An 18,021-nucleotide genomic window follows, 5' to 3' on the forward strand; every position below is an offset into this window, starting at 1 on the left:
ATGAACCCGCAACCAAGTGAAGTTGCGGGTTCTGATCATTTATCGTTTCTAACTGTCACTCCTCTTCAAACAACCGCTCACCTTTATGCAATCTCCAGGCAATTTTGGCCGTATGCGGGAGCTCGCGCGCGGTTGGCGCATGTGCTGCCAGATATCGCGTACAGGCGAGCAGCATCGTTTCTTTGGCTTTATCCGCAAAAGAACCTGTCACCGATTGCCAGTGCTTATATTCCGCCACTGAGGCTTCATACATTTGGAAAGTGTGGAATTCAGCATCCTCTCGCAGCAGCGCATGGCCAAGCGTATTAAGAAGCTCGGCAGGATCGCCATTGCCATGCATGTAGTCCACAACCCATTGCGCGGCTGGCCCAACCTGTTGCCGCAGATCGAGCAGATCGAGCATCTCCCGATGATCGGTTGGCGTATCGGAGCCGGACGACTTTGGCCGCGCGGCCGTTGGCACGTTTAGGAAACGGTCCAGATATACGCTGACGGCTCCATGAAAAATCGCCCTCTGCAGATGAGGTTCATCCGATTGCAGCAGCCTTTCGTGAACGGCGTGAGCATAGGTGAACGTGTGAAGTACAGCAATCCAATCGCGAAAATCATTCTGCGTATGGAATCGAACGATCCGTTCCGCGGCGGCCAAAGCAACAATTTTAGCCAACTGCGCCGGAGCCGTTCCCGAGATAAGTAGGTCACGCAGCAAAGTGATTGTCTGCTCCGGCGTATCGCTTAGCAGCTGCTGCAGCAATTGCTGTTCCATTTCCACTGAAAGAGCTGTCTGCTGCCTTGACCCATCCGCCAACTTCACTTGTTGCGCCACATTTTGCTCCAGCTCACTGATCGCTTGCTTGATCGGTTCTACGAGATTAACCGGTGCCTGCCACTGGTGCAGCTCCTCGCTCCGTGTCGGGCTAGCCATCATTGGGACGAGCGAAGTTAAAATCCGCTCCCTTTGTGACACATCCACCCACTCCAGCGCCTCAAAAGCTTTGTTATGAAAATCAAACACATGGCCGCCATCCAGGTAAAAGTGATCTGTTGCGGCAGCAAGCATCATGTCCGAAAGACGCTTCGTATCGATCCCTTTCATAACCGCGGTCATTAGCACTTTCTCAGCGCCCTGCGTATCCCGCACCTCGATGCAGTTGCGATACCACTCGGTCAGCCGTTCGAACGGCACGTCAGATGAGGGCAGCGCCGACAGCAAGTGGCGGGCTCCTCTGCCCGAGCTGCCACGAGCAACATGAACAAGGCCTTGGTATAAGGCAAGTATTTTTCCATTCTTATCAAGCTTATCTACGATTTGCGCCATCGCTGTGAGAATCGTAAGTCCAGCGTTCCAACCGGTTCCATATGTCGTCCCGAATTCGATGCCGATTCGGGCGATGTCCTGCTCCGGCACGCCAGCTTCAATTAGTCCGACAACCGCTTTCGCAATAACGATGCCGATATTTTGCTCGAGCCCTTCTTTCAGTCTGAGCTTATATTTTTCCGCGCCTTCTACTCTTCTAGAAACCGGATTTACCCATACTTCGCCGCCATCGACACGCACTTCATAAGATGGAACATCATCTGCCCACGGATCAAGCGTACCGCCGCTGCAGACATCGAACCGGGCATGATGCCAATGGCACGTCAAAATCCCGTTGCATAAGCTCCCCATATGGAGAGGAAATCCTAAATGAGGGCACCGGTTGTCCACGGCATATACCTGGTCTTCATGATAAAAGACAGCGATACCACCTCGAATAACCTTTTTGCCCACTAGCTTAAGCGCTTCCAATTCGCCTGCTGAAATCCAGTTTGAACGGACATTCATCGATACAGCCTCCTTTAGTTTTCAAGCTGCACTACAAACTACAACAGTCGCTTTCGGTCAGAACTCTGTGTTTTATTCATATTAAATTATACCTTAGTATATCAACCGAGTGGGCCTTATCGCTATGAAAAACAACAAATTGCCCCAATAAATATTGAGGCAATACGATCTATACAAGGGTATTTATGCAGCACTCATGTGCCTAAGACTGATATTGCTCGTCACTGACTTTTTCTAACCAATCAACAGCCTTTCCGTTCAGCCGCTCTTGAATCGCAATATGCGTCATGGCTGTGGTTGGCGAAGCTCCATGCCAGTGTTTCTCGCCAGGCGGGAACCAAATCACGTCACCGGGACTAATTTCCTCGATCGGCCCTCCCCAGCGTTGAGCCTGTCCTTTTCCAGCCATTACGATTAATGTCTGACCCAGTGGATGCGTATGCCATGCTGTCCGCGCACCCGGCTCGAACGTAACGCTTGCTCCTGCTACACGAGCAGGATCTGCAGCTTCAAACAGTGGATCAATGCGAACAGTGCCAGTGAAATATTCAGATGGACCTTTACCCGAAGGCTGTGATCCGACTTTTCTAATTTCCATTTTCTATCTTCCTCCGTTAGAATCAAGTATTTTTTTTCGTGTGGTTTAGAACGCCTACAGTCTCCACTTTCCTAATGAGAACGATGTAGGAAACGATGGCCAATAAACTGGTTGTAAATATAACAATTCCAAAAGGGACTGCTGAATACTCGCCTGCGAATCCCACAAGTGGCGAAGTAACTGCTCCTAGTGCGTATTGAAAAGTCCCTATAACGGCAGACGCACTCCCCGCCATTTGTCCCTGCGATTCCATCGCTAAGGTAATAGAAACCGGCCCAATGATCCCAATGGATCCTGCAAATAAGAAGGTTGAAACAAATACTGCCAGTAAAGATCCCTGAGAGAGAACTGAAATCAGGATAGCGGAAGTAGAAATAAGGGACAGCGATAAGCCGATACGAAATATACTGCGCTCTGTTAACCGGCCAGCCACACGTTTCACGATTTGCGCTCCAATCATAATGGCAAGACCGTTCATCGCAAACAAGATCGAAAATATCCCAGGCGACACACCATAAATGTTCTGATAAATAAACGGAGTGCCGGCGACAAAGGCAAATACACCAGCGAACAAAATACCATTAACAAGCGCATATCCCATAAAGGTTCGATCGTGAAACAGACGGCTGTAGTTCCCTATTAATTCCTTAAAGTTTCCCTGGACACGATTCTGTACGGGTAAGCTTTCCTCTAATCCCCAGTTTGTGATCCCTGTTAATAGTATTCCTAGAAGCCCCAAAAAAACAAACACACCCACCCATGAACTGAAAGCTGTAACAGCACTTCCGGCATTTGGGGATATTAATGGAGCGACACTGCTGATCATTGTAAGCAGAGAGATAAATTTCGTCAATTCGACCCCATGATATCTGTCCCGAGCAATCGCACGAGAGATCACAAGTCCGGCCGATGCTGCCACTCCTTGGACGAAGCGTAAAAGGATAAAAGATTCAATATTGGGTACTAAAGCACAACCAAATGATGAAACAATATAAAGAACCATGGAGATCAGCAATGGGGTACGTCTTCCATACCTATCACTCAAAGGTCCCATGACCATCTGGCCTAAACCTAAGCCAAGTAGGCTGGCTGTTAAACTAGCTTGAATCATGGACGCGTTACTTCCAAAAAAATCCATAATTTGCGGAAGTGACGAGAGATACATATCGACTGTGAATGGTCCCAATGCGGAAAATGCCGCCAGTATGAAAGCCAATCGAAGCGAATAATTTTTAAATTTATCGTCCATTCGTTTATAAAGTCGATATGTCGATAACGAAACGGTATCGCACGTCACTACGCAGAATGCGCTCATACGCTTCGTCTACTTGTTCGGCACGGATAATTTCAATTTGAGGCAGAATGCCATGTGCGGCAGCAAAATCAAGCATCTCTTGTGTTTCCGCAAGTCCGCCAACCAAAGACCCCGCAATACTGCGGCGACTCATGATTAGGGAGAATACGTGGTATTGACTCGGCTCCGCAGGCGCTCCGACATTAACTAGCGTTCCGTCCACACGAAGCAGCGATAAGTACGAATCGACGTCAATGTTGGCGGATACGGTGTTGAGAATCAGGTCGAATCGGCCGGCTAGCATGTTAAAAGTTTCAGGATCAAGCGTTGAGTAATAATAATCCGCCCCAAAACTTAACGCTTCGTTTTCCTTCTCTTTTGCACGGCTCAACACTGTAACTTCTGCTCCCATGGCATGCGCGAATTGTATTGCGACGTGGCCCAAACCACCCATCCCCAGAATAGCTACCTTTTTTCCTGGACCGGCATTCCAACGTTTCAAGGGAGAGTAAGTCGTAATACCCGCACATAAAAGCGGACTGGCTGCATCTAACTCCATCCCATCCGGGATATGCACAACGAACCTTTCAGTAACAACGATGTTTTGGCTGTAACCGCCATAGGTTGGATTGCCCTCATAGTCCAAAGAGTTATAGGTAGCCACAAAGCCTTTCGAGCAGTGCTGCTCCTCTCCCCTTAGGCAATATTCGCACTCTCCGCAAGAGTCCACATAGCAGCCAACACCAACGCGGTCACCTACAGCAAATTTCGTCACTTTCTCCCCAACTGCCGTTACAACCCCGGTAATTTCATGACCTGGCACCATCGGGAAAATCCCGCCTGCCCAGTCCCCGTGTGCACTATGAATATCGGAATGACAAATGCCGCTAAACTTAATATCGATCGACAGATCATCCGGTCGTAATGGCCGTCTTTCAATCGTAGTTTTTTCAAAAGGCGCTTTGGCCGCCGGAATGCTTAGAACGTGAGTTTTGCACATGTGTGTTGTCTCCTTTTAATAAATCAAATTGAGATGGTTAATCAATGAAGTATGGTTATTGAAATAAATTTGATTAACCAACTAGTGTCTATTATTATATAATCAAGCACGTAAGTTCAATGGTTAAAGAAACGCAATCTGTTGATATATCAACAGATCGGCGGAATGTGTTAAGTATCTTATAGAAGGTTTGGTGAATATACATGGCTAAAACAGATCGGCGCATCCTGAAAACGCAGGAATCTTTGAAAAAAGCTGTCATTGAACTGATGGCTGAAAAAAATTTCGATGATATAACCATTCAGGATATTTCAGATCGGGCTAACCTAAATCGAGGAACCATTTATCTGCATTATCAGGATAAATTTGATTTATTGGATAAACTCATTCAAACACACCTCGATGAATTAGGAGAGATGGATGAATGGGCTTGTAAGCTGGATTGGAACGAAGCTCTTGTACCCTACTTTGAATATTTCGAGAAAAATTATTTGTTTTTTTCAACCATGCTCGCAAGTACTGGGACTCCATCTGCATTTCGAGCTCGGCTTCTTGCTTCTTTTATACAAGGATTCAAAGGTGAAATTGACAGAGATAGCGGAAAAAATACAGATCTAATAGATGATGTCATGCTGCAATATGCAGGTACCGCTTATGCAGGCGTGATTGAATGGTGGATCAAAAACGGCATGCCCTATCCACCTCAAGTCATGGCTAAACAAGTCGGTACCTTGTTAGAGCGAAGTTTGTAGGTTAAGCTGCTTCCAAAGGAAACGGCAGCCGATCACTGATGATCGGCTGCCGTTTATTCTTTATCATTTATATTTTCTCACTGTTTATAACCGTCAATTATTAAATCTAACTTCCCTGTTTCCGGATCGATTACAAGGCCATGAACGGGAATGTTTCTTGGCAGGAGGGGATGGTTTTTGACCGTATGCACGCTTCCTTTGACAGAATCTTCAACACTATCAAAACCGTGCAGCCACTTTTGCAAATTAATGCCGGAACTTTCGAGGGTGTCGATAATTTCGGAAGATATCCCGTTCTCCTTCATTTTATTAATCGTTTCCCCAGGGTCAATACAGCTCATCCCACAATCATGATGACCGACCACAAACACTTCGTCTGCATTTAATTCATATATAGCGACAATTACGCTACGCATAACGCTGCCGAATGGGTGCAAAACAATCGCTCCAGCATCTTTAATGATTTTGGAATTCCCATCCTTAATATTTAAGGCTCGAGGTAGGAGCTCAGTAAGTCTTGAGTCCATACAAGTGATAACAACCATCTTTTTCTCTTTGTACCTAGCTGTTTTATATTTTTCAAATTCCTTCTTTTCTACGAACTCGGAGTTAAAGTCTAACATACTATAAAGTCTCTCCAAGCTACTCACCTCAATTTCTCTTTTGATATCTAACAATCTTATCATAACCTGCAAAGCACCCTCAACTTGCAACTAAATGAAATATTCCAGCTGCAATTCATCGCCCCTGAGGCATTGCATATCGATAGTGGAACCACTCAATGTCCAAATATCCATTTTCCGCTTTATTGTTAAAGCTAAATAAGCCGATTCGATCTCCCCGATAATGGCCCCAGTTGAGTTGATAGCGTTCGTCGAAATCGATGAAATTTTTACCATCAAGACTATAAGAGAAGGTGTTGATTCCGTCTAACCCCCAACAAGATCTTAACCATAGGTCACACTGACTGATTCGGGATCCTATAGTTTGAATACCTGTATCGTTGTATTGGATTGTTCTAACTGTTCCCTCTTGTTTAATACTAATCGTACAATACCTCGTTCCAAAATGGCATAAGCCTGCCTCCTGCCCATCTTCCATTCCAGATAGATCTATCTTAGTGACGACTACATTATTTACCGTTCCCAAGCTTCGTTGCGTAAGTATGTTGCAGACTGTAAAAAAGTTCCCAACCTCTAGGGGCACGCAAGCATGCAATCGGAGATAACCCTGTCTTTCCGTCAAAGACCATTTACCAGCTCTAGGTTGATGATTCCATTCCCATTGAGGTTCTAACCTAGCGTTAGTAAAGTTCACGCTCGTACTTGGAGTGATCAAGGGGTAACCTTGTATTGGCTTCTTGCCTCCCCATACCATTTCTCCAATGCCATCCCCATCGATATCCTCCCCGATGATTGGCCAGCCGTCCACCCAAGTGACTGGAAGCAAATGCAAGGTTCTCCCTTCATAATACCCGCCAGTCCCCTGATGTGAGATGAAATACCATGTCCCGTCCTCTGTTTGCAGCAAACCTCCCTGATTAGGCTCTCGATCCAGTGCCTCACCATGAGAATGAATGAGTTCTTTCTCCTCGTATGGACCACGGATATGTGAAGATCTGAGCATCATAACGACTCTAAGATCTTTTCCTGCCTGATGCCGAACCTCACTGTGGAAAAAGTAATATAAACCGTCTATTTTGTAAATCTTCGTCGCTTCACTTCCCTTATATTGATGGAAAACGAAATCAGTATCCTTCCTAATCTGGTTTCCTTCTTCATTCATCTGAAATAGATGCATCTTGTATTCATTGCTGAAATTTGTGGCAGCTAGATAGCCCTGTCCATCTTCATCCCAAAATGGGCAGCAATCATCCCAACCTTCGATCTGCCAAATATGCTGCAGAGGCTCCCAAGGGCCTTCAGGTCGAGTCGATGAGCTCATGAAAAATCCTTCGTCCGGCGTACAAAAGTAAACCCAGAACTTATCTTTGTAGTATCGTATTGCGCCCGCCCAAACGCCTCTGCCGTACCTATTCATTTTGTCAAAATTCAATTCTGGGCTTATTTGCGTGAGATCATCGACGACGTGTCCAATTATCACCCAATTCACCAGGTCTTTAGAGTGCAAAATAACCATCCCAGGAGAAAAATGCAAGGTTGAGGAAATACAATAGAAATCACTGCCAACTCGGATAACATCAGGGTCACTAAAATCTCCCGGCAGGATAGGATTGATGTACGTCCCATCACCTTGATCACCCCAGAGACCGTTCTTTGAAGATAGCTCCAATGCTGATTTCACAGACTTCACTCCATTTCTTTTGCTCAACAGGTTATCCTTTTCAGGATTTGTAAATACTATAGTATTAAGCTTGGACGACTTTATGGAGGTGCTTCTTATGATGTTTATTACCGTATTTATCCTTGCATATGCATTATTTTCGCTCTCCGCTGTTTTATTTCCTACCGATATTAATTATTATACTAGTCTTAATAAACCAGCTTGGAGCCCTCCCCCTAAACTATTCGGCATTGTATGGAGCATTATTTATGCTCTAATTTCACTTTCGATAGCCATTCTTTATACGAAAACAAATGGTTTTCAGGATGCCTCCCTGGCCTATTTTGTGACTTTGTTGATCAACTATATCGCTAATCAAGCCTTTACCTTTATCGAGTTTAACCTAAAAAACTTGCGTTTGGCTTTCCTTGATACGGTTGTTGTAGCCTTCACTTCGTTTCTGCTGATATATTTCACCCTTCCTTATTCCAAACTTGCTGCGTGGTTGCTGGTACCTTACTTATTGTGGTCCTGTTTTGCTGCTTTATTGGCCTGGTCCATCTACCAGTTAAATAAGGATGTAAACCGTGTATATTAAAATATTCAGTTGAAAAAGCCCTTGATCTTATCAAGGGCTTTTGAATATATACGGATCTCAGGATGACACGAGCCAGTCCAGTGAAAACGTTGTAAATTTGATGGTCATCTCTCTGGTTTCAGAAAAATCGCTTTCATATAGCAGCGCAATGTCCCCATTAGCCAAGACCGTTAAACAGCTATACGAAAACGTATATCCATCGACCTCTTTGGCATACTTCCAGGTGCTTCCCCCATCTTCGCTCAATCGAATCGTCCCGTTTCTCCGCTTGTGGGGATGGGCTGGATTGGCAAACAATACTTTTACTTTTCAATCTCCCATGTCCGGATAGGTAATTACGCTCGATTGGCAAACCGGGTCCAATAAGGCCTGATCATACTTCGTTTCACTCCAGGTCTCGCCGCCATCCAGGCTCATGGCCACAGCGGTACGATGTAGACCGGCATGGTTTCTCATATATACGCGCAGCCCGCCATCCGGAAGTTCAATCACCTGCGACTCAGTCAGGTCCGCACCCTCCGTGCTTAATGTCTCTGCCCTCAACGATTGCCCGATGAATGTTCTTCCATCATTCGGCGAGATGCCTCTGCGCCAGCTTACCCCATGATCATCGCTGAAAATAACGGCGCATGACATTTTTCCATGGTGGGACAGAAGCTCTCCGGCAAGCCTCAATCATGTCCTCACAGTCGGCCAAAGATAAAGCGATCGGCTTCTCACAAAACACGTGCTTGCCATGTGCGCCGCTAGAGTGACATGTTGTTTGTGAAGATGATTCGGACTGGCGACAATGACGGCATCCACATCATCGCGTGCGACCAATGCTTCAACACTTGCAGCCGTGGCACACTGCAGCTCTTCCGACTGCAGCCTGGCGCTATCGTCCGCTCCTCCAACTACAGCAACCGTTCTCGTGCCTTCGAGCCCATTCAAAATTCTGGCGAACTCGCCTCCGAAATTACCGCATCCGATGACGCCGAATCCCAAAGAAGTCATTGCATCCCGCTCCTTCGCTCCATTATAGGCTGATCCACTTCTTCTCACGCAGAGAAGTCATAGCGGCTTCAGCGGTAGCAATGGACGTTGTGGCGGCTGTCCCGTCAAACAGCATTTGCACACTTTCACCTACAGGTATTCCATTTACGGCATCCCGGAATGCGGACATTTCCTTCTCGATCAGAGCAGCTAACCAGCTCGGCATCTTGGAAGCGGCTGTCCCGTAAGCGACAGCGCCGTCGACGTTTTGATAGGACCGCGCGCGTTCCATATCTTCTTCGGCGGAATCGTTCAGATAACGGCTGGTGATACGTCCGTTCTGATTCAATTCAACTTTCGAGTGCTTCAAATCCAGCAGGATCGCTCCTTCGGTTCCGTTGATCTTGACGAAATGCTCGCCCCAGCGAAATCCCGAACCGTATTGCATCGTTCCGAGCGTACTGTCTGCGAACACCAATGTCAGGAGCAGGACGTCTTCTTCATCGCCGAAGCTTTCTCCCTGATGTGCCAGGTTGCCCCCAGCCATGCAAACCGATACCGCCGGTCCCATGATGGCTTGCAAGAAATCCAGCTCATGAATGTGGTGAAATAGATGCCCGCCTGAGGTGGCATTGTTTTTCTTCCAGCTGACGCTGGCTTGCTTATCCTCCCAGCCGGTTCGTTCGGCATGGCAGACAAGCGGTCGGCCAATCTCGCCACTGGCAATCCAAGCTTTGACTTGGTTGACGCCGTTCATAAAATGCATGATATGTCCGGCCATAAATACAACGCCCGCCAACTTGCATGCCTTGACCATCTCTTCACAATCGGTCAATGTAAGAGCAATCGGTTTCTCACAAAACACATGCTTGCCATGTTTGGCTGCCAGCATAACCGGTTCTTTGTGAGCATGGCTCGGGGATGCCACGATAATTGCATCAATATCATCACGCTGCACCAAATCTTCCAGGCTTTCGATCGTTTCACAATGCAGCTCCTCCGCTAACAGCGCGGCTCGGCTGCCCCCATGAACGGCAACGACCCTTGAGCCTTCAAGCCGATGTAACGTCCTGGCCAGCTCCCCGCCGAAATACCCACTGCCCACTACCCCAAAACGCACGCTTTTCATCTCATTAAGCTCCTCTGCTATGTTCTACAAACGGGCCATAAATTGCAGAATCTGATCCTTCAAGCCTGGAATCGGTTCGTGACCAAAATCCGGATAAATTTCAAGTTTGACCGATGTTTTCATTTTATTGATGGCAGCAAATTGCGAGGATGGCGGACAAACCGTATCCATCAGACCAACACCAATCAATGCGTCCGCTTGAATTCGCGGTGCTAAATTTTGTATATCGATATATCCCAGTTTGGTAAACCACTCTTCCTCTCGAAGATGCTGGGGATCGAAATAACGGAAGAAATTCTGAAGCTCCCAATACGCATCCCTCGCCAGATCCATTTCCCAAACTCTCTTGTAATCGCTCAAAAAGGGGTAGACCGAAGCCACTTTGCGAACTCTCGGCTCAAGCGCCGCACAAGCAATCGCCAGTGCGCCTCCTTGCGACCAACCGGTAACGCCAACCCGGCCCGCATCCACCTCCGGAAAGTTCATGAAGATGGCGGCTAGTTGTGCCGTATCCAGAAACACGTGACGGAAGAACAGCTTGTGCGGATTATGATCTTGCAATCCGCGGATAATATGGCCTCGCAACGTATTGCCGACGACACCGCCTGTATCTTCGGATAGCCCGCCTTGGCCGCGAACATCAAGCCATGCGGTTGAGCAGCCGAGCGCTGTGTAGGCCAACATCTCCGACCAGTCCCCGCTGCAGCCGGAATACCCATGAAACTGCAGGACAGCCGGATGCTGTCCACCCGCCGTTTTGGGCCGCACATATTTAGCGTGAATACGCGCACCGTTTACACATGTAAAATACAAGTGAAAACATTCAGCGGAAGGCACTTGAAATTCAGCTGGAATGAGTTCCACACAAGGATCAACGGCCTGCATCTCTTGAAGCGCTTGATCCCAATAGGCGTCAAAATCGATTGGCCTCGGATTACGCCCTTCATAGGTTTTCAACTGCTCTAACGACAAATCAACGACAGGCATCCTGGACTATCCTCCTATGAAAAGGTCTTTGTTGACTTTCACGACAGCTTTCCGAATGCGGGAAGGAGCAGGGGCGTCTTTTCCCATTAGACCTGGCCTATGAACATCATGTGGATAAAAGACAGCGTACATACCTGGAGTAAGCTCTAGGAACTGTTCCCCGGCAGCGGAATCGTACAAGCTATAATCATTCTCTTTGCTGCTTTCAACCACAATAAGTTCAGCAGATTCTCCCGCCCAACCGATCGTTTCTTTGCCGTCTAACAAAAAGTGAATGTCGATATACGTGTTGTGCTTCTCTGCCCTGGTTTCTTGCACGTCCCTTGCAGTAAGTTCCATAACCGTATAGTAAATATCGTCGCCTTGTAACGTATATCTGCCATTCCCAATCTTGGAGAAATCCACGCCTAGTACCTCATCTATGATTTTCCTAAGCACTGGATGGACAAACTGGCGTTCCTTACTCCAATTTTCCTTATTTCCTATAATCATTGCTGCACCCCTTCGTCTGCGTATTCCCAGATTTGCAAAGCCGCGCCGATCATGCCGCTCCAATTGCCTTTATAGGCCGGCTCGATACGAACGGCATCCAACATAGAAGCCATTGTTCGATTGCGCACTTCTTGGCGCAGCCGGTCAAACAAAAGCTCACCCGCTTCTGCAACGCCGCCGCCGATGACGATCAGCCCCGGATTAAACGTGTGAATCAACGAAGCGATAGCTGTGCCTAGAGCGGCTATTGTTTCTTCCATAATCCTACTAGCGAGCGGTTCTCCAGCATGCCATCGGGTAAATACTTGGCGCGTGTCCACATCCTCCACAGGAAGCCCCTCTGTCACCAGCTTTTCTTTCATCCTTCTGGCGATGCTAGTCCCAGATGCGTATTGCTCCAAGCAGCCCCTCCCTCCGCATATGCAGAGGGGACCTTGAAAATTAACGGACATATGGCCAAGTTCACCTGCCGCGCCCCAAGCGCCATGCACCAAGCGGCCATTAACGACAATAGCTCCCCCTACCCCGGTTCCGAGAGCAAGGCATATAAAATCATCTATCCCTTTACCGGCTCCAAAACGCTTTTCCGTGAGTGCGAGTACATTCACATCGTTGTCGACGTGTACGGGCAGATGAAATCTTTCCTGCATGATCTTCTTAAGCTGCGTACCTTGATAACCCGGTATAAGATCGGAGGAAAAGCGAATTTGACCGCTCGCCCACTCAATCTGCCCGGCGCTTCCGATCCCGATGCCCCGTACCCGAAAGTCGGGCTGCTCCAGCACCACTTTCTGGAGCAATTTTTCAACCGCCTCCATTGCCCGATTGCCTGTATGCGTTTACCCCACTAAAGTGCTGAGGCTAAGCGAATGAAGGACCTCTCCCGACCTACTAACGATGCCCGCATTGATTTTGGTACCGCCTATGTCCACACCAATCGCATAAGCGGATTGAGCGTCATACCATCCGGCACTCATCGCTTTACTTCCCCCGAATCAATGCTATTACGCACAGCATTCACATATCGCGAAGTAATCAGCTGCGGACGCGTAATCGCGCTTCCGACGACAACGTAGGAGACTCCGGTTTGTATCGCCTTAGCAGCATCCTCCGGTGACCAAATGCGGCCTTCTGCAACGACGGGAACCTGAACAGACGCGCACAATTGAGCCAACAATTCGAAATCAGGCTCATCTTGCTGCCGGCTGTAAGGCGTGTAACCCGAAAGTGTCGTTCCGATGAAATCTACGCCCAGTTTCTCCGCGGCCAGCCCTTCCTCCAGCGTGGAAACATCGGCCATAACGGCAACTCCTTGCTCATGAGCATAAGCAATCAAGGGCTTCACAGCCTCCAACCGTCCCTCTCGGTCCGTGACATCCAAAGCGACAATATCCGCTCCAGCCGAAATGATGGCTTTTACTTCTGTAAGGGTCGGGGTAATAAAAATAGCCGAATCCGGAATATCTCGTTTAATAAGTCCGATAACTGGTACATTAACTTCTTGTTTGATGCAAAGAATATCAAATACACCGTTCGTGCGAATGCCAATCGCGCCGGATTGCACCGCGGCTCTTGCCATTTTCGTCATCGTGTCGCCGCCGTGCAAAGGTTCGTCTGCAAGTGCCTGACAGGAAACAATTAACCCTTTTTCAGGAAAAATGCTGCTCATTCTACTCATGTGTCATCCTCCCTCTCCCATAAATGAATTAGACTTGAGCTTGGTTGATATACGCCATCATTTTCTCGTTGATTGCTTCTAAACGGCCCATTTCCGCCTCTGGAACTGGCAAGAACGGCAATCTCGCTTCGCCGGTGTTCAAACCGCGCAGCTTCAGAATCTCTTTGCAAGCACCATACAAGGACGGGAAGGACAGCAGTTCCGCAATCAGATCATTCACAATAAATTGCCATTTGCGGGCTTCTTCCGCTTTTCCCTCAACATAACACCGTTCAATTTTCATAAATAACTCTGGCATAACGCCATATGTGCCTCCGATACCGCCGTCCGCCCCAATGCTGCGGCCTGCCAAATACTGCTCGTCCGGACCGTTAAAGACCAGGAAATCATCTCCTCCAGCCGCTTTAAACTGCTGCAATTCAAAGGTGCTTTCCGCCGATATTTTCACACCGATGACTTTGTCTTGAGCTGCCATTTTCGTAAGTAAAGCTTTGGACAATTGAAACCCTGTCGTCTGGGGAATATGATAGATAATGAACGGCAGCGTTGTGCTGTCTATCATCTGTTGCCAGTGATGTTCAACGCTTTGCGGTGACAAACGGTAATAAATCGACGGTACGGCCGATATGGCATGAGCGCCTACTTGCTCAGCATGTTTGGATAGCTCGACGCTATCTCTAGTGGAAGGTGCGCCAACATGCGCGATGATCGTCATTTCTTGGCCAACTTCCTCCATAACCGCCTCAAGCGTTTGCTTCCGTTCCTCGACGTTTTGAAGCATCCCTTCCCCGGAACTGCCTCCCACGTATAAACCATTCACGCCAATATTGGCATAGTGGCGAGCTAATTTTTTAGCTGCCTCCTTGCTCACTTCGCCTTTCTCGTCATAGCAAGAATACATAGCTACTGTTATACCTTTGAAGCGATCTAAGTCATAAGTTTTCATGTTGTTCATTCTCCTTTGATTTTGTCTTGAATGAAATACGTTTCCGGTGGTACGAACCCCGGAAACGTATTTTTGCTTATAAAAGATCTATTTCGACGAAGCTGCAATAATATCGTTTGACTTCTTCACCCAGTCGTCCAATGCTTGCTGAGCCGTTTTGGCCTTCGTCAATGCAGCCTGAACCTCAGGGTAGAAAGCAGCGCGAGTTTGCGGGTAACCTGGAACGGACACACCGATGTCTCCTGCGTATTTGAACAATTCGATGGTTTTGCTTTTCATTGTGCCGGCCTCATAACTTTTCGCAAGCGATTTGCGCGCTACAATGACGGATTCCGCTTGAGTCATCTTGCCCATGTTTTCCGGGTTGTTCGCAAATTTCACAAACTCTTTGGCCCATTTCATTTTCACTTCATTTTTCGTATTCCACATCCAAGTTCCATAACCAAACAATACTGTGTTTGATGATTTTCCATCCACGGAAGGGAAAGGAACAATATCGACATCGAATTTCTTGGCATTTCCTTCAGCAAACGCTTTATTCAACGTCGGTAAATTCCCGATATTTCCAAACGCCATGCCAAGCTTGCCTTGAACGAACATATCGTTGAATACCGCAGTCGCTTTTAGGCCTGCCGCGCCTGGCGGAACCACGCCCTCATCCGTCAGCTTGGTCAAGAATTCAAGCCCTTTCACACCTTCCGGCGAGTTCAGAGTTGCCTTCGTATCATCATCATTCCAAGTTTTTGCGCCAAAACCCCATAAAATAGAATGAGTTCCTTGGTCACCGCCGGAATCCCCAGCATAAAGCCCGTAACCGTAAGTTTGCTTCGACGGATCCGTCACTGCCTTTGCTGCTTTTAGAAATTGTTCGGAAGACCACGGCTGCATATTTTGCGGGAGAAGATCTAGTGCACCTTTTTCCTTGAATAAATCTTTATTCACTAATAACCCGATAGCGACCGTACTGTTTGGATAAATATAGACCTTGTTGTCAACCGAAACGGATTTCAACGTTTTTTCTTCGAAATCTTGTTTGTCGATAATATCGTCAAGCGGAACCAGCAGGCCCTTTTTGGCATAAGACAATGGCCAGAAGAATGAACCTTGTTGAATGTCTGGAACTTCGTTCGTATTGGCGGCGACGCTGATTCGTTCATTGATTTTGTCGTCCGGCGTTACAACCATGTTAATTTTCACATTTGGATTCGCTTTTTCAAATCCTGCTTTGATGTCATCATAGACTTGCTTCACATCTCCGCGTGCATCCACCCACCAAGTGAGCTCTACTTTCTCTTTCGAACCTGTTGTCGCTGCCGGCGCATTGCCCGCATTTTTTTTCTCGTCTGTTTTGGCGCATCCCGCGGCAGCTGTTAGAACTAACGCAGATGACAACAAAGTAATGGCAAGCTTTTTCATGTAAACCCCTCCAATTTTTCATTCATCAAATCGGAAACCGTAAAACAATTCTCTTACTCAGTTGGGCGAAGGCTCACCTCCTACAGTAGTATCCTAGGGGCAATTTGAAATTTAACCCTTTACACCGCCAAGTGTGATGCCTTTAACGAAATATTTCTGAAAACTGATGAAAATAATGAATACCGGTATAAAACCAAGCGATGCGGCAGCCATTTGCAGCCCATAATTGGCCACATACTCCGATACGAGTGTTGAAATACCCACATTTATCGTCATTTTGGTCTTATCGCTGAGCATAATCAGCTGCCAGAGGTAATCGTTCCAGGCATACGTAAATGTAAAGATCGCAAGCGCGCCAATGGCCGGTTTAATGATCGGAAAGAACAGTTTGAAAAATAATCCGATTTCAGAGCAGCCATCGATTCTTCCGGCTTCCAGCAGCTCGGTCGGCACGGATTCGCTGAATTGCTTCATCATGAATACCGCAAACGGGATGGTCAACACCGGCAAAATGGCACTAGCCAAATTGTTCACCAGACCAAGGTCCCGCATCATCGTAAATAAAGGGACAAGTGTAATTTGTCTGGGAATGAACATGGCAATTAAAACGGCACTAAAGAAAAATTCAGAGCCTTTGAATTTACGCTTGGTTAAAGCGTAACCCGCCATGGATGCAATGAGAACAACGCCAACTGTGGCAATAACAGACACGAAGCCGCTATTATATAACCAATAAAAGATGGAGCCGTCATTGATCAGATTGGAGAAGTTCGCCATCGTTATTTTTGTAGGAATCCAGTCAGGTGGGATTTTGACACTGGAAGACTGGTTCTTAAAAGCACCGGTAACCATCCAATACAGCGGAAAGATAAACAATGCGGCAGACACATACAGAAGGATATTCCCCAATACCTTCATGATCAAGTAAGATGATTTAGCCATGAGTACTCCTCCCTTAGTATTGAATATCTGACTTCATGAGCTTAAACTGAACTACAGCCACAATCGAAATCAAGACAGTAATAATGATGCCCATTGCAGAGGCTGCGCCAAGCTTTCCATACACGAATGCGGTTTCATATAACAAAAACATAATCGTGGAAGTGGCGTAGTTGGGTCCGCCGCCCGTTAGCATTTGTACAACAACAAAGGTTTGGAAGGCCCATATCGTTGACATGACCAGAATATACAATGAAGTCGGTTTCAAGAGCGGCAGCGTAATGTGCCAGAACTTTCTGGGCGCTGAAGCCCCATCGATATCCGCGGCCTCATAGTACTCAGGAGATATGTTACCCAAAGCAGCCAATAGTAAAATAATAGGTTGTCCCACGTTAAAGGTCACAACGACTAGAATCAGCGCTAATAAGGCTACGCGTTCATCAGAGAGCCACATGACGGGCTTTGCTCCGAACAAGGATAAGGCATAGTTGGCAATCCCGTTCACAGGGCTATAGATCCAAGCCCAAATCAAGGAAAGAATGACTTGAGAAGTGATGATCGGCAAGTAAAACGCACCTCTGAAGAAAGAGGCAATATGCTTATGTTTGCCATAAATGAGCACAGCTGCAAATATGGCGAAAATAAATGTCAATGGCACCGTGCCGATAACAAAACCAAATGTGTTGGCGATGGAGCGTAAAAATACGCGATCTGACATCAATTCCGCATAGTTACCAAGCCCAATCCATTCCTTCTGCCCTAGTCCGTAATCAAAAAAACTAAGATAGAAGGCGTTTACAATCGGGTAAATCTCAAAAATAAGAAACAAAATAGCGAATGGAGCAATAAAAAAGAGCCCCCAATATTCACCTCGAATAGACCGCCGCGACGCCTTAGCAACTCTGGTCGTCATCTTCACCCCTCCAAATCATAATCTGTTATTCTAGTTGTTTTTCTTTTTGTATAGCGCTTACAGAAATTATTATAGGTTACGGAAACTTTATAAAACAGGAACGTATCTATCGGTTTTGTTCATAAAAATAAGGAGTTTTTACGGCTGTTCACTTTTCCACGATCATTGTTCACTTTTTTACGAATGGGCAAACAAA

The 18,021-nt window shown here is 46.9% G+C and carries 22 protein-coding genes; 2 read left to right on the top strand and 20 right to left on the bottom strand.

All coding sequences use genetic code 11. The features are described 5' to 3' along the window. Nucleotides 1-55: 55 nt before the first annotated feature. The 4 genes from GON05_RS32120 to GON05_RS32135 form a co-directional block, all read right to left on the bottom strand. The gene (locus GON05_RS32120; RefSeq protein ID WP_157325190.1) at nucleotides 56-1,825 is read right to left on the bottom strand and encodes a Rieske (2Fe-2S) protein; all 1,770 of its coding nucleotides are present in this window, start codon (nucleotides 1,823-1,825) and stop codon (nucleotides 56-58) included. A gap of 202 nt (nucleotides 1,826-2,027) precedes the next feature. Continuing rightward, nucleotides 2,028-2,423 (bottom strand): (R)-mandelonitrile lyase, encoded by a 396-nt coding sequence (locus GON05_RS32125; protein ID WP_157325199.1) that lies wholly within the window; start codon nucleotides 2,421-2,423, stop codon nucleotides 2,028-2,030. Nucleotides 2,424-2,445: 22 nt separating this feature from the next. After that, on the bottom strand, nucleotides 2,446-3,672 hold the full coding sequence (locus tag GON05_RS32130) for a multidrug effflux MFS transporter (protein ID WP_157325201.1): 1,227 nt from the start codon (nucleotides 3,670-3,672) through the stop codon (nucleotides 2,446-2,448). 4 nt (nucleotides 3,673-3,676) lie between these two features. After that, complete coding sequence (locus GON05_RS32135; protein ID WP_157325203.1) at nucleotides 3,677-4,717, bottom strand: NAD(P)-dependent alcohol dehydrogenase; 1,041 nt, start codon at nucleotides 4,715-4,717, stop codon at nucleotides 3,677-3,679. Nucleotides 4,718-4,920: 203 nt separating this feature from the next. Here GON05_RS32135 and GON05_RS32140 point away from each other — a divergent pair, with 203 nt between their 5' ends. Continuing rightward, on the top strand, nucleotides 4,921-5,469 hold the full coding sequence (locus tag GON05_RS32140; RefSeq protein WP_157325205.1) for a TetR/AcrR family transcriptional regulator: 549 nt from the start codon (nucleotides 4,921-4,923) through the stop codon (nucleotides 5,467-5,469). A 77-nt stretch (nucleotides 5,470-5,546) separates the two neighbouring features. Here GON05_RS32140 and GON05_RS32145 read toward each other — a convergent pair whose 3' ends face one another. Further along, nucleotides 5,547-6,110: a beta-class carbonic anhydrase gene (locus GON05_RS32145; RefSeq protein WP_220138857.1), complete on the bottom strand. Its 564-nt coding sequence runs from the start codon at nucleotides 6,108-6,110 to the stop codon at nucleotides 5,547-5,549. Between the two features lie 97 nt (nucleotides 6,111-6,207). Further along, nucleotides 6,208-7,773 (bottom strand): glycoside hydrolase family 43 protein, encoded by a 1,566-nt coding sequence (locus tag GON05_RS32150; protein ID WP_181646302.1) that lies wholly within the window; start codon nucleotides 7,771-7,773, stop codon nucleotides 6,208-6,210. 97 nt (nucleotides 7,774-7,870) lie between these two features. Here GON05_RS32150 and GON05_RS32155 point away from each other — a divergent pair, with 97 nt between their 5' ends. Next, nucleotides 7,871-8,350, top strand: a complete 480-nt coding sequence (locus GON05_RS32155; protein WP_157325207.1) for a TspO/MBR family protein — start codon at nucleotides 7,871-7,873, stop codon at nucleotides 8,348-8,350. A gap of 57 nt (nucleotides 8,351-8,407) precedes the next feature. On the opposite strand, the gene GON05_RS32160 is transcribed toward GON05_RS32155, so the two are convergent. The 14 genes from GON05_RS32160 to GON05_RS32225 all read right to left on the bottom strand — a co-directional run bounded on the left by GON05_RS32160 (nucleotide 8,408) and on the right by GON05_RS32225 (nucleotide 17,825). Beyond that, nucleotides 8,408-8,647, bottom strand: a complete 240-nt coding sequence (locus tag GON05_RS32160) for a sialidase family protein (protein ID WP_157325209.1) — start codon at nucleotides 8,645-8,647, stop codon at nucleotides 8,408-8,410. A gap of 12 nt (nucleotides 8,648-8,659) precedes the next feature. Beyond that, the gene (locus GON05_RS32165; protein ID WP_157325211.1) at nucleotides 8,660-8,986 is read right to left on the bottom strand and encodes a sialidase family protein; all 327 of its coding nucleotides are present in this window, start codon (nucleotides 8,984-8,986) and stop codon (nucleotides 8,660-8,662) included. Further along, nucleotides 8,958-9,077, bottom strand: coding sequence for a Gfo/Idh/MocA family oxidoreductase (locus tag GON05_RS40160; protein ID WP_181646304.1), 120 nt, complete (start codon nucleotides 9,075-9,077; stop codon nucleotides 8,958-8,960). The genes GON05_RS32165 and GON05_RS40160 overlap by 29 nt, the downstream gene beginning before the upstream one ends. Further along, a complete protein-coding gene (locus tag GON05_RS32175; RefSeq protein ID WP_157325213.1) occupies nucleotides 9,026-9,346 on the bottom strand; it encodes a Gfo/Idh/MocA family protein in 321 nt (106 codons plus the stop codon). Before GON05_RS32175 ends, GON05_RS40160 begins: the two co-directional genes overlap by 52 nt. A 22-nt stretch (nucleotides 9,347-9,368) precedes the next feature. After that, nucleotides 9,369-10,454: a Gfo/Idh/MocA family protein gene (locus GON05_RS32180; protein WP_157325215.1), complete on the bottom strand. Its 1,086-nt coding sequence runs from the start codon at nucleotides 10,452-10,454 to the stop codon at nucleotides 9,369-9,371. Nucleotides 10,455-10,478: 24 nt separating this feature from the next. Next, entirely contained in the window at nucleotides 10,479-11,441 is a 963-nt protein-coding gene (locus tag GON05_RS32185) for an acetylxylan esterase (protein WP_157325217.1), read from the bottom strand. Nucleotides 11,442-11,447: 6 nt separating this feature from the next. Then, complete coding sequence (locus tag GON05_RS32190) at nucleotides 11,448-11,933, bottom strand: NanQ anomerase/TabA/YiaL family protein (protein WP_157325219.1); 486 nt, start codon at nucleotides 11,931-11,933, stop codon at nucleotides 11,448-11,450. Beyond that, complete coding sequence (locus GON05_RS32195; protein WP_258567570.1) at nucleotides 11,930-12,751, bottom strand: ROK family protein; 822 nt, start codon at nucleotides 12,749-12,751, stop codon at nucleotides 11,930-11,932. Before GON05_RS32195 ends, GON05_RS32190 begins: the two co-directional genes overlap by 4 nt. Before the next feature lie 21 nt (nucleotides 12,752-12,772). Then, the gene (locus tag GON05_RS32200) at nucleotides 12,773-12,910 is read right to left on the bottom strand and encodes a hypothetical protein (RefSeq protein ID WP_157325223.1); all 138 of its coding nucleotides are present in this window, start codon (nucleotides 12,908-12,910) and stop codon (nucleotides 12,773-12,775) included. Further along, nucleotides 12,907-13,602: an N-acetylmannosamine-6-phosphate 2-epimerase gene (locus tag GON05_RS32205; RefSeq protein ID WP_157325829.1), complete on the bottom strand. Its 696-nt coding sequence runs from the start codon at nucleotides 13,600-13,602 to the stop codon at nucleotides 12,907-12,909. Before GON05_RS32205 ends, GON05_RS32200 begins: the two co-directional genes overlap by 4 nt. A 37-nt stretch (nucleotides 13,603-13,639) precedes the next feature. Beyond that, nucleotides 13,640-14,557: a dihydrodipicolinate synthase family protein gene (locus tag GON05_RS32210; RefSeq protein WP_157325225.1), complete on the bottom strand. Its 918-nt coding sequence runs from the start codon at nucleotides 14,555-14,557 to the stop codon at nucleotides 13,640-13,642. Between the two features lie 87 nt (nucleotides 14,558-14,644). After that, entirely contained in the window at nucleotides 14,645-15,973 is a 1,329-nt protein-coding gene (locus tag GON05_RS32215; RefSeq protein ID WP_157325227.1) for an ABC transporter substrate-binding protein, read from the bottom strand. A 111-nt stretch (nucleotides 15,974-16,084) separates the two neighbouring features. Then, nucleotides 16,085-16,915, bottom strand: coding sequence for a carbohydrate ABC transporter permease (locus tag GON05_RS32220; RefSeq protein WP_157325229.1), 831 nt, complete (start codon nucleotides 16,913-16,915; stop codon nucleotides 16,085-16,087). Nucleotides 16,916-16,928: 13 nt separating this feature from the next. Then, a complete protein-coding gene (locus tag GON05_RS32225) occupies nucleotides 16,929-17,825 on the bottom strand; it encodes a carbohydrate ABC transporter permease (protein ID WP_157325231.1) in 897 nt (298 codons plus the stop codon). Nucleotides 17,826-18,021: the final 196 nt, after the last annotated feature.

The organism is Paenibacillus anseongensis, assembly GCF_009757995.1.
GTDB lineage: Bacteria > Bacillota > Bacilli > Paenibacillales > NBRC-103111 > Paenibacillus_E > Paenibacillus_E chondroitinus.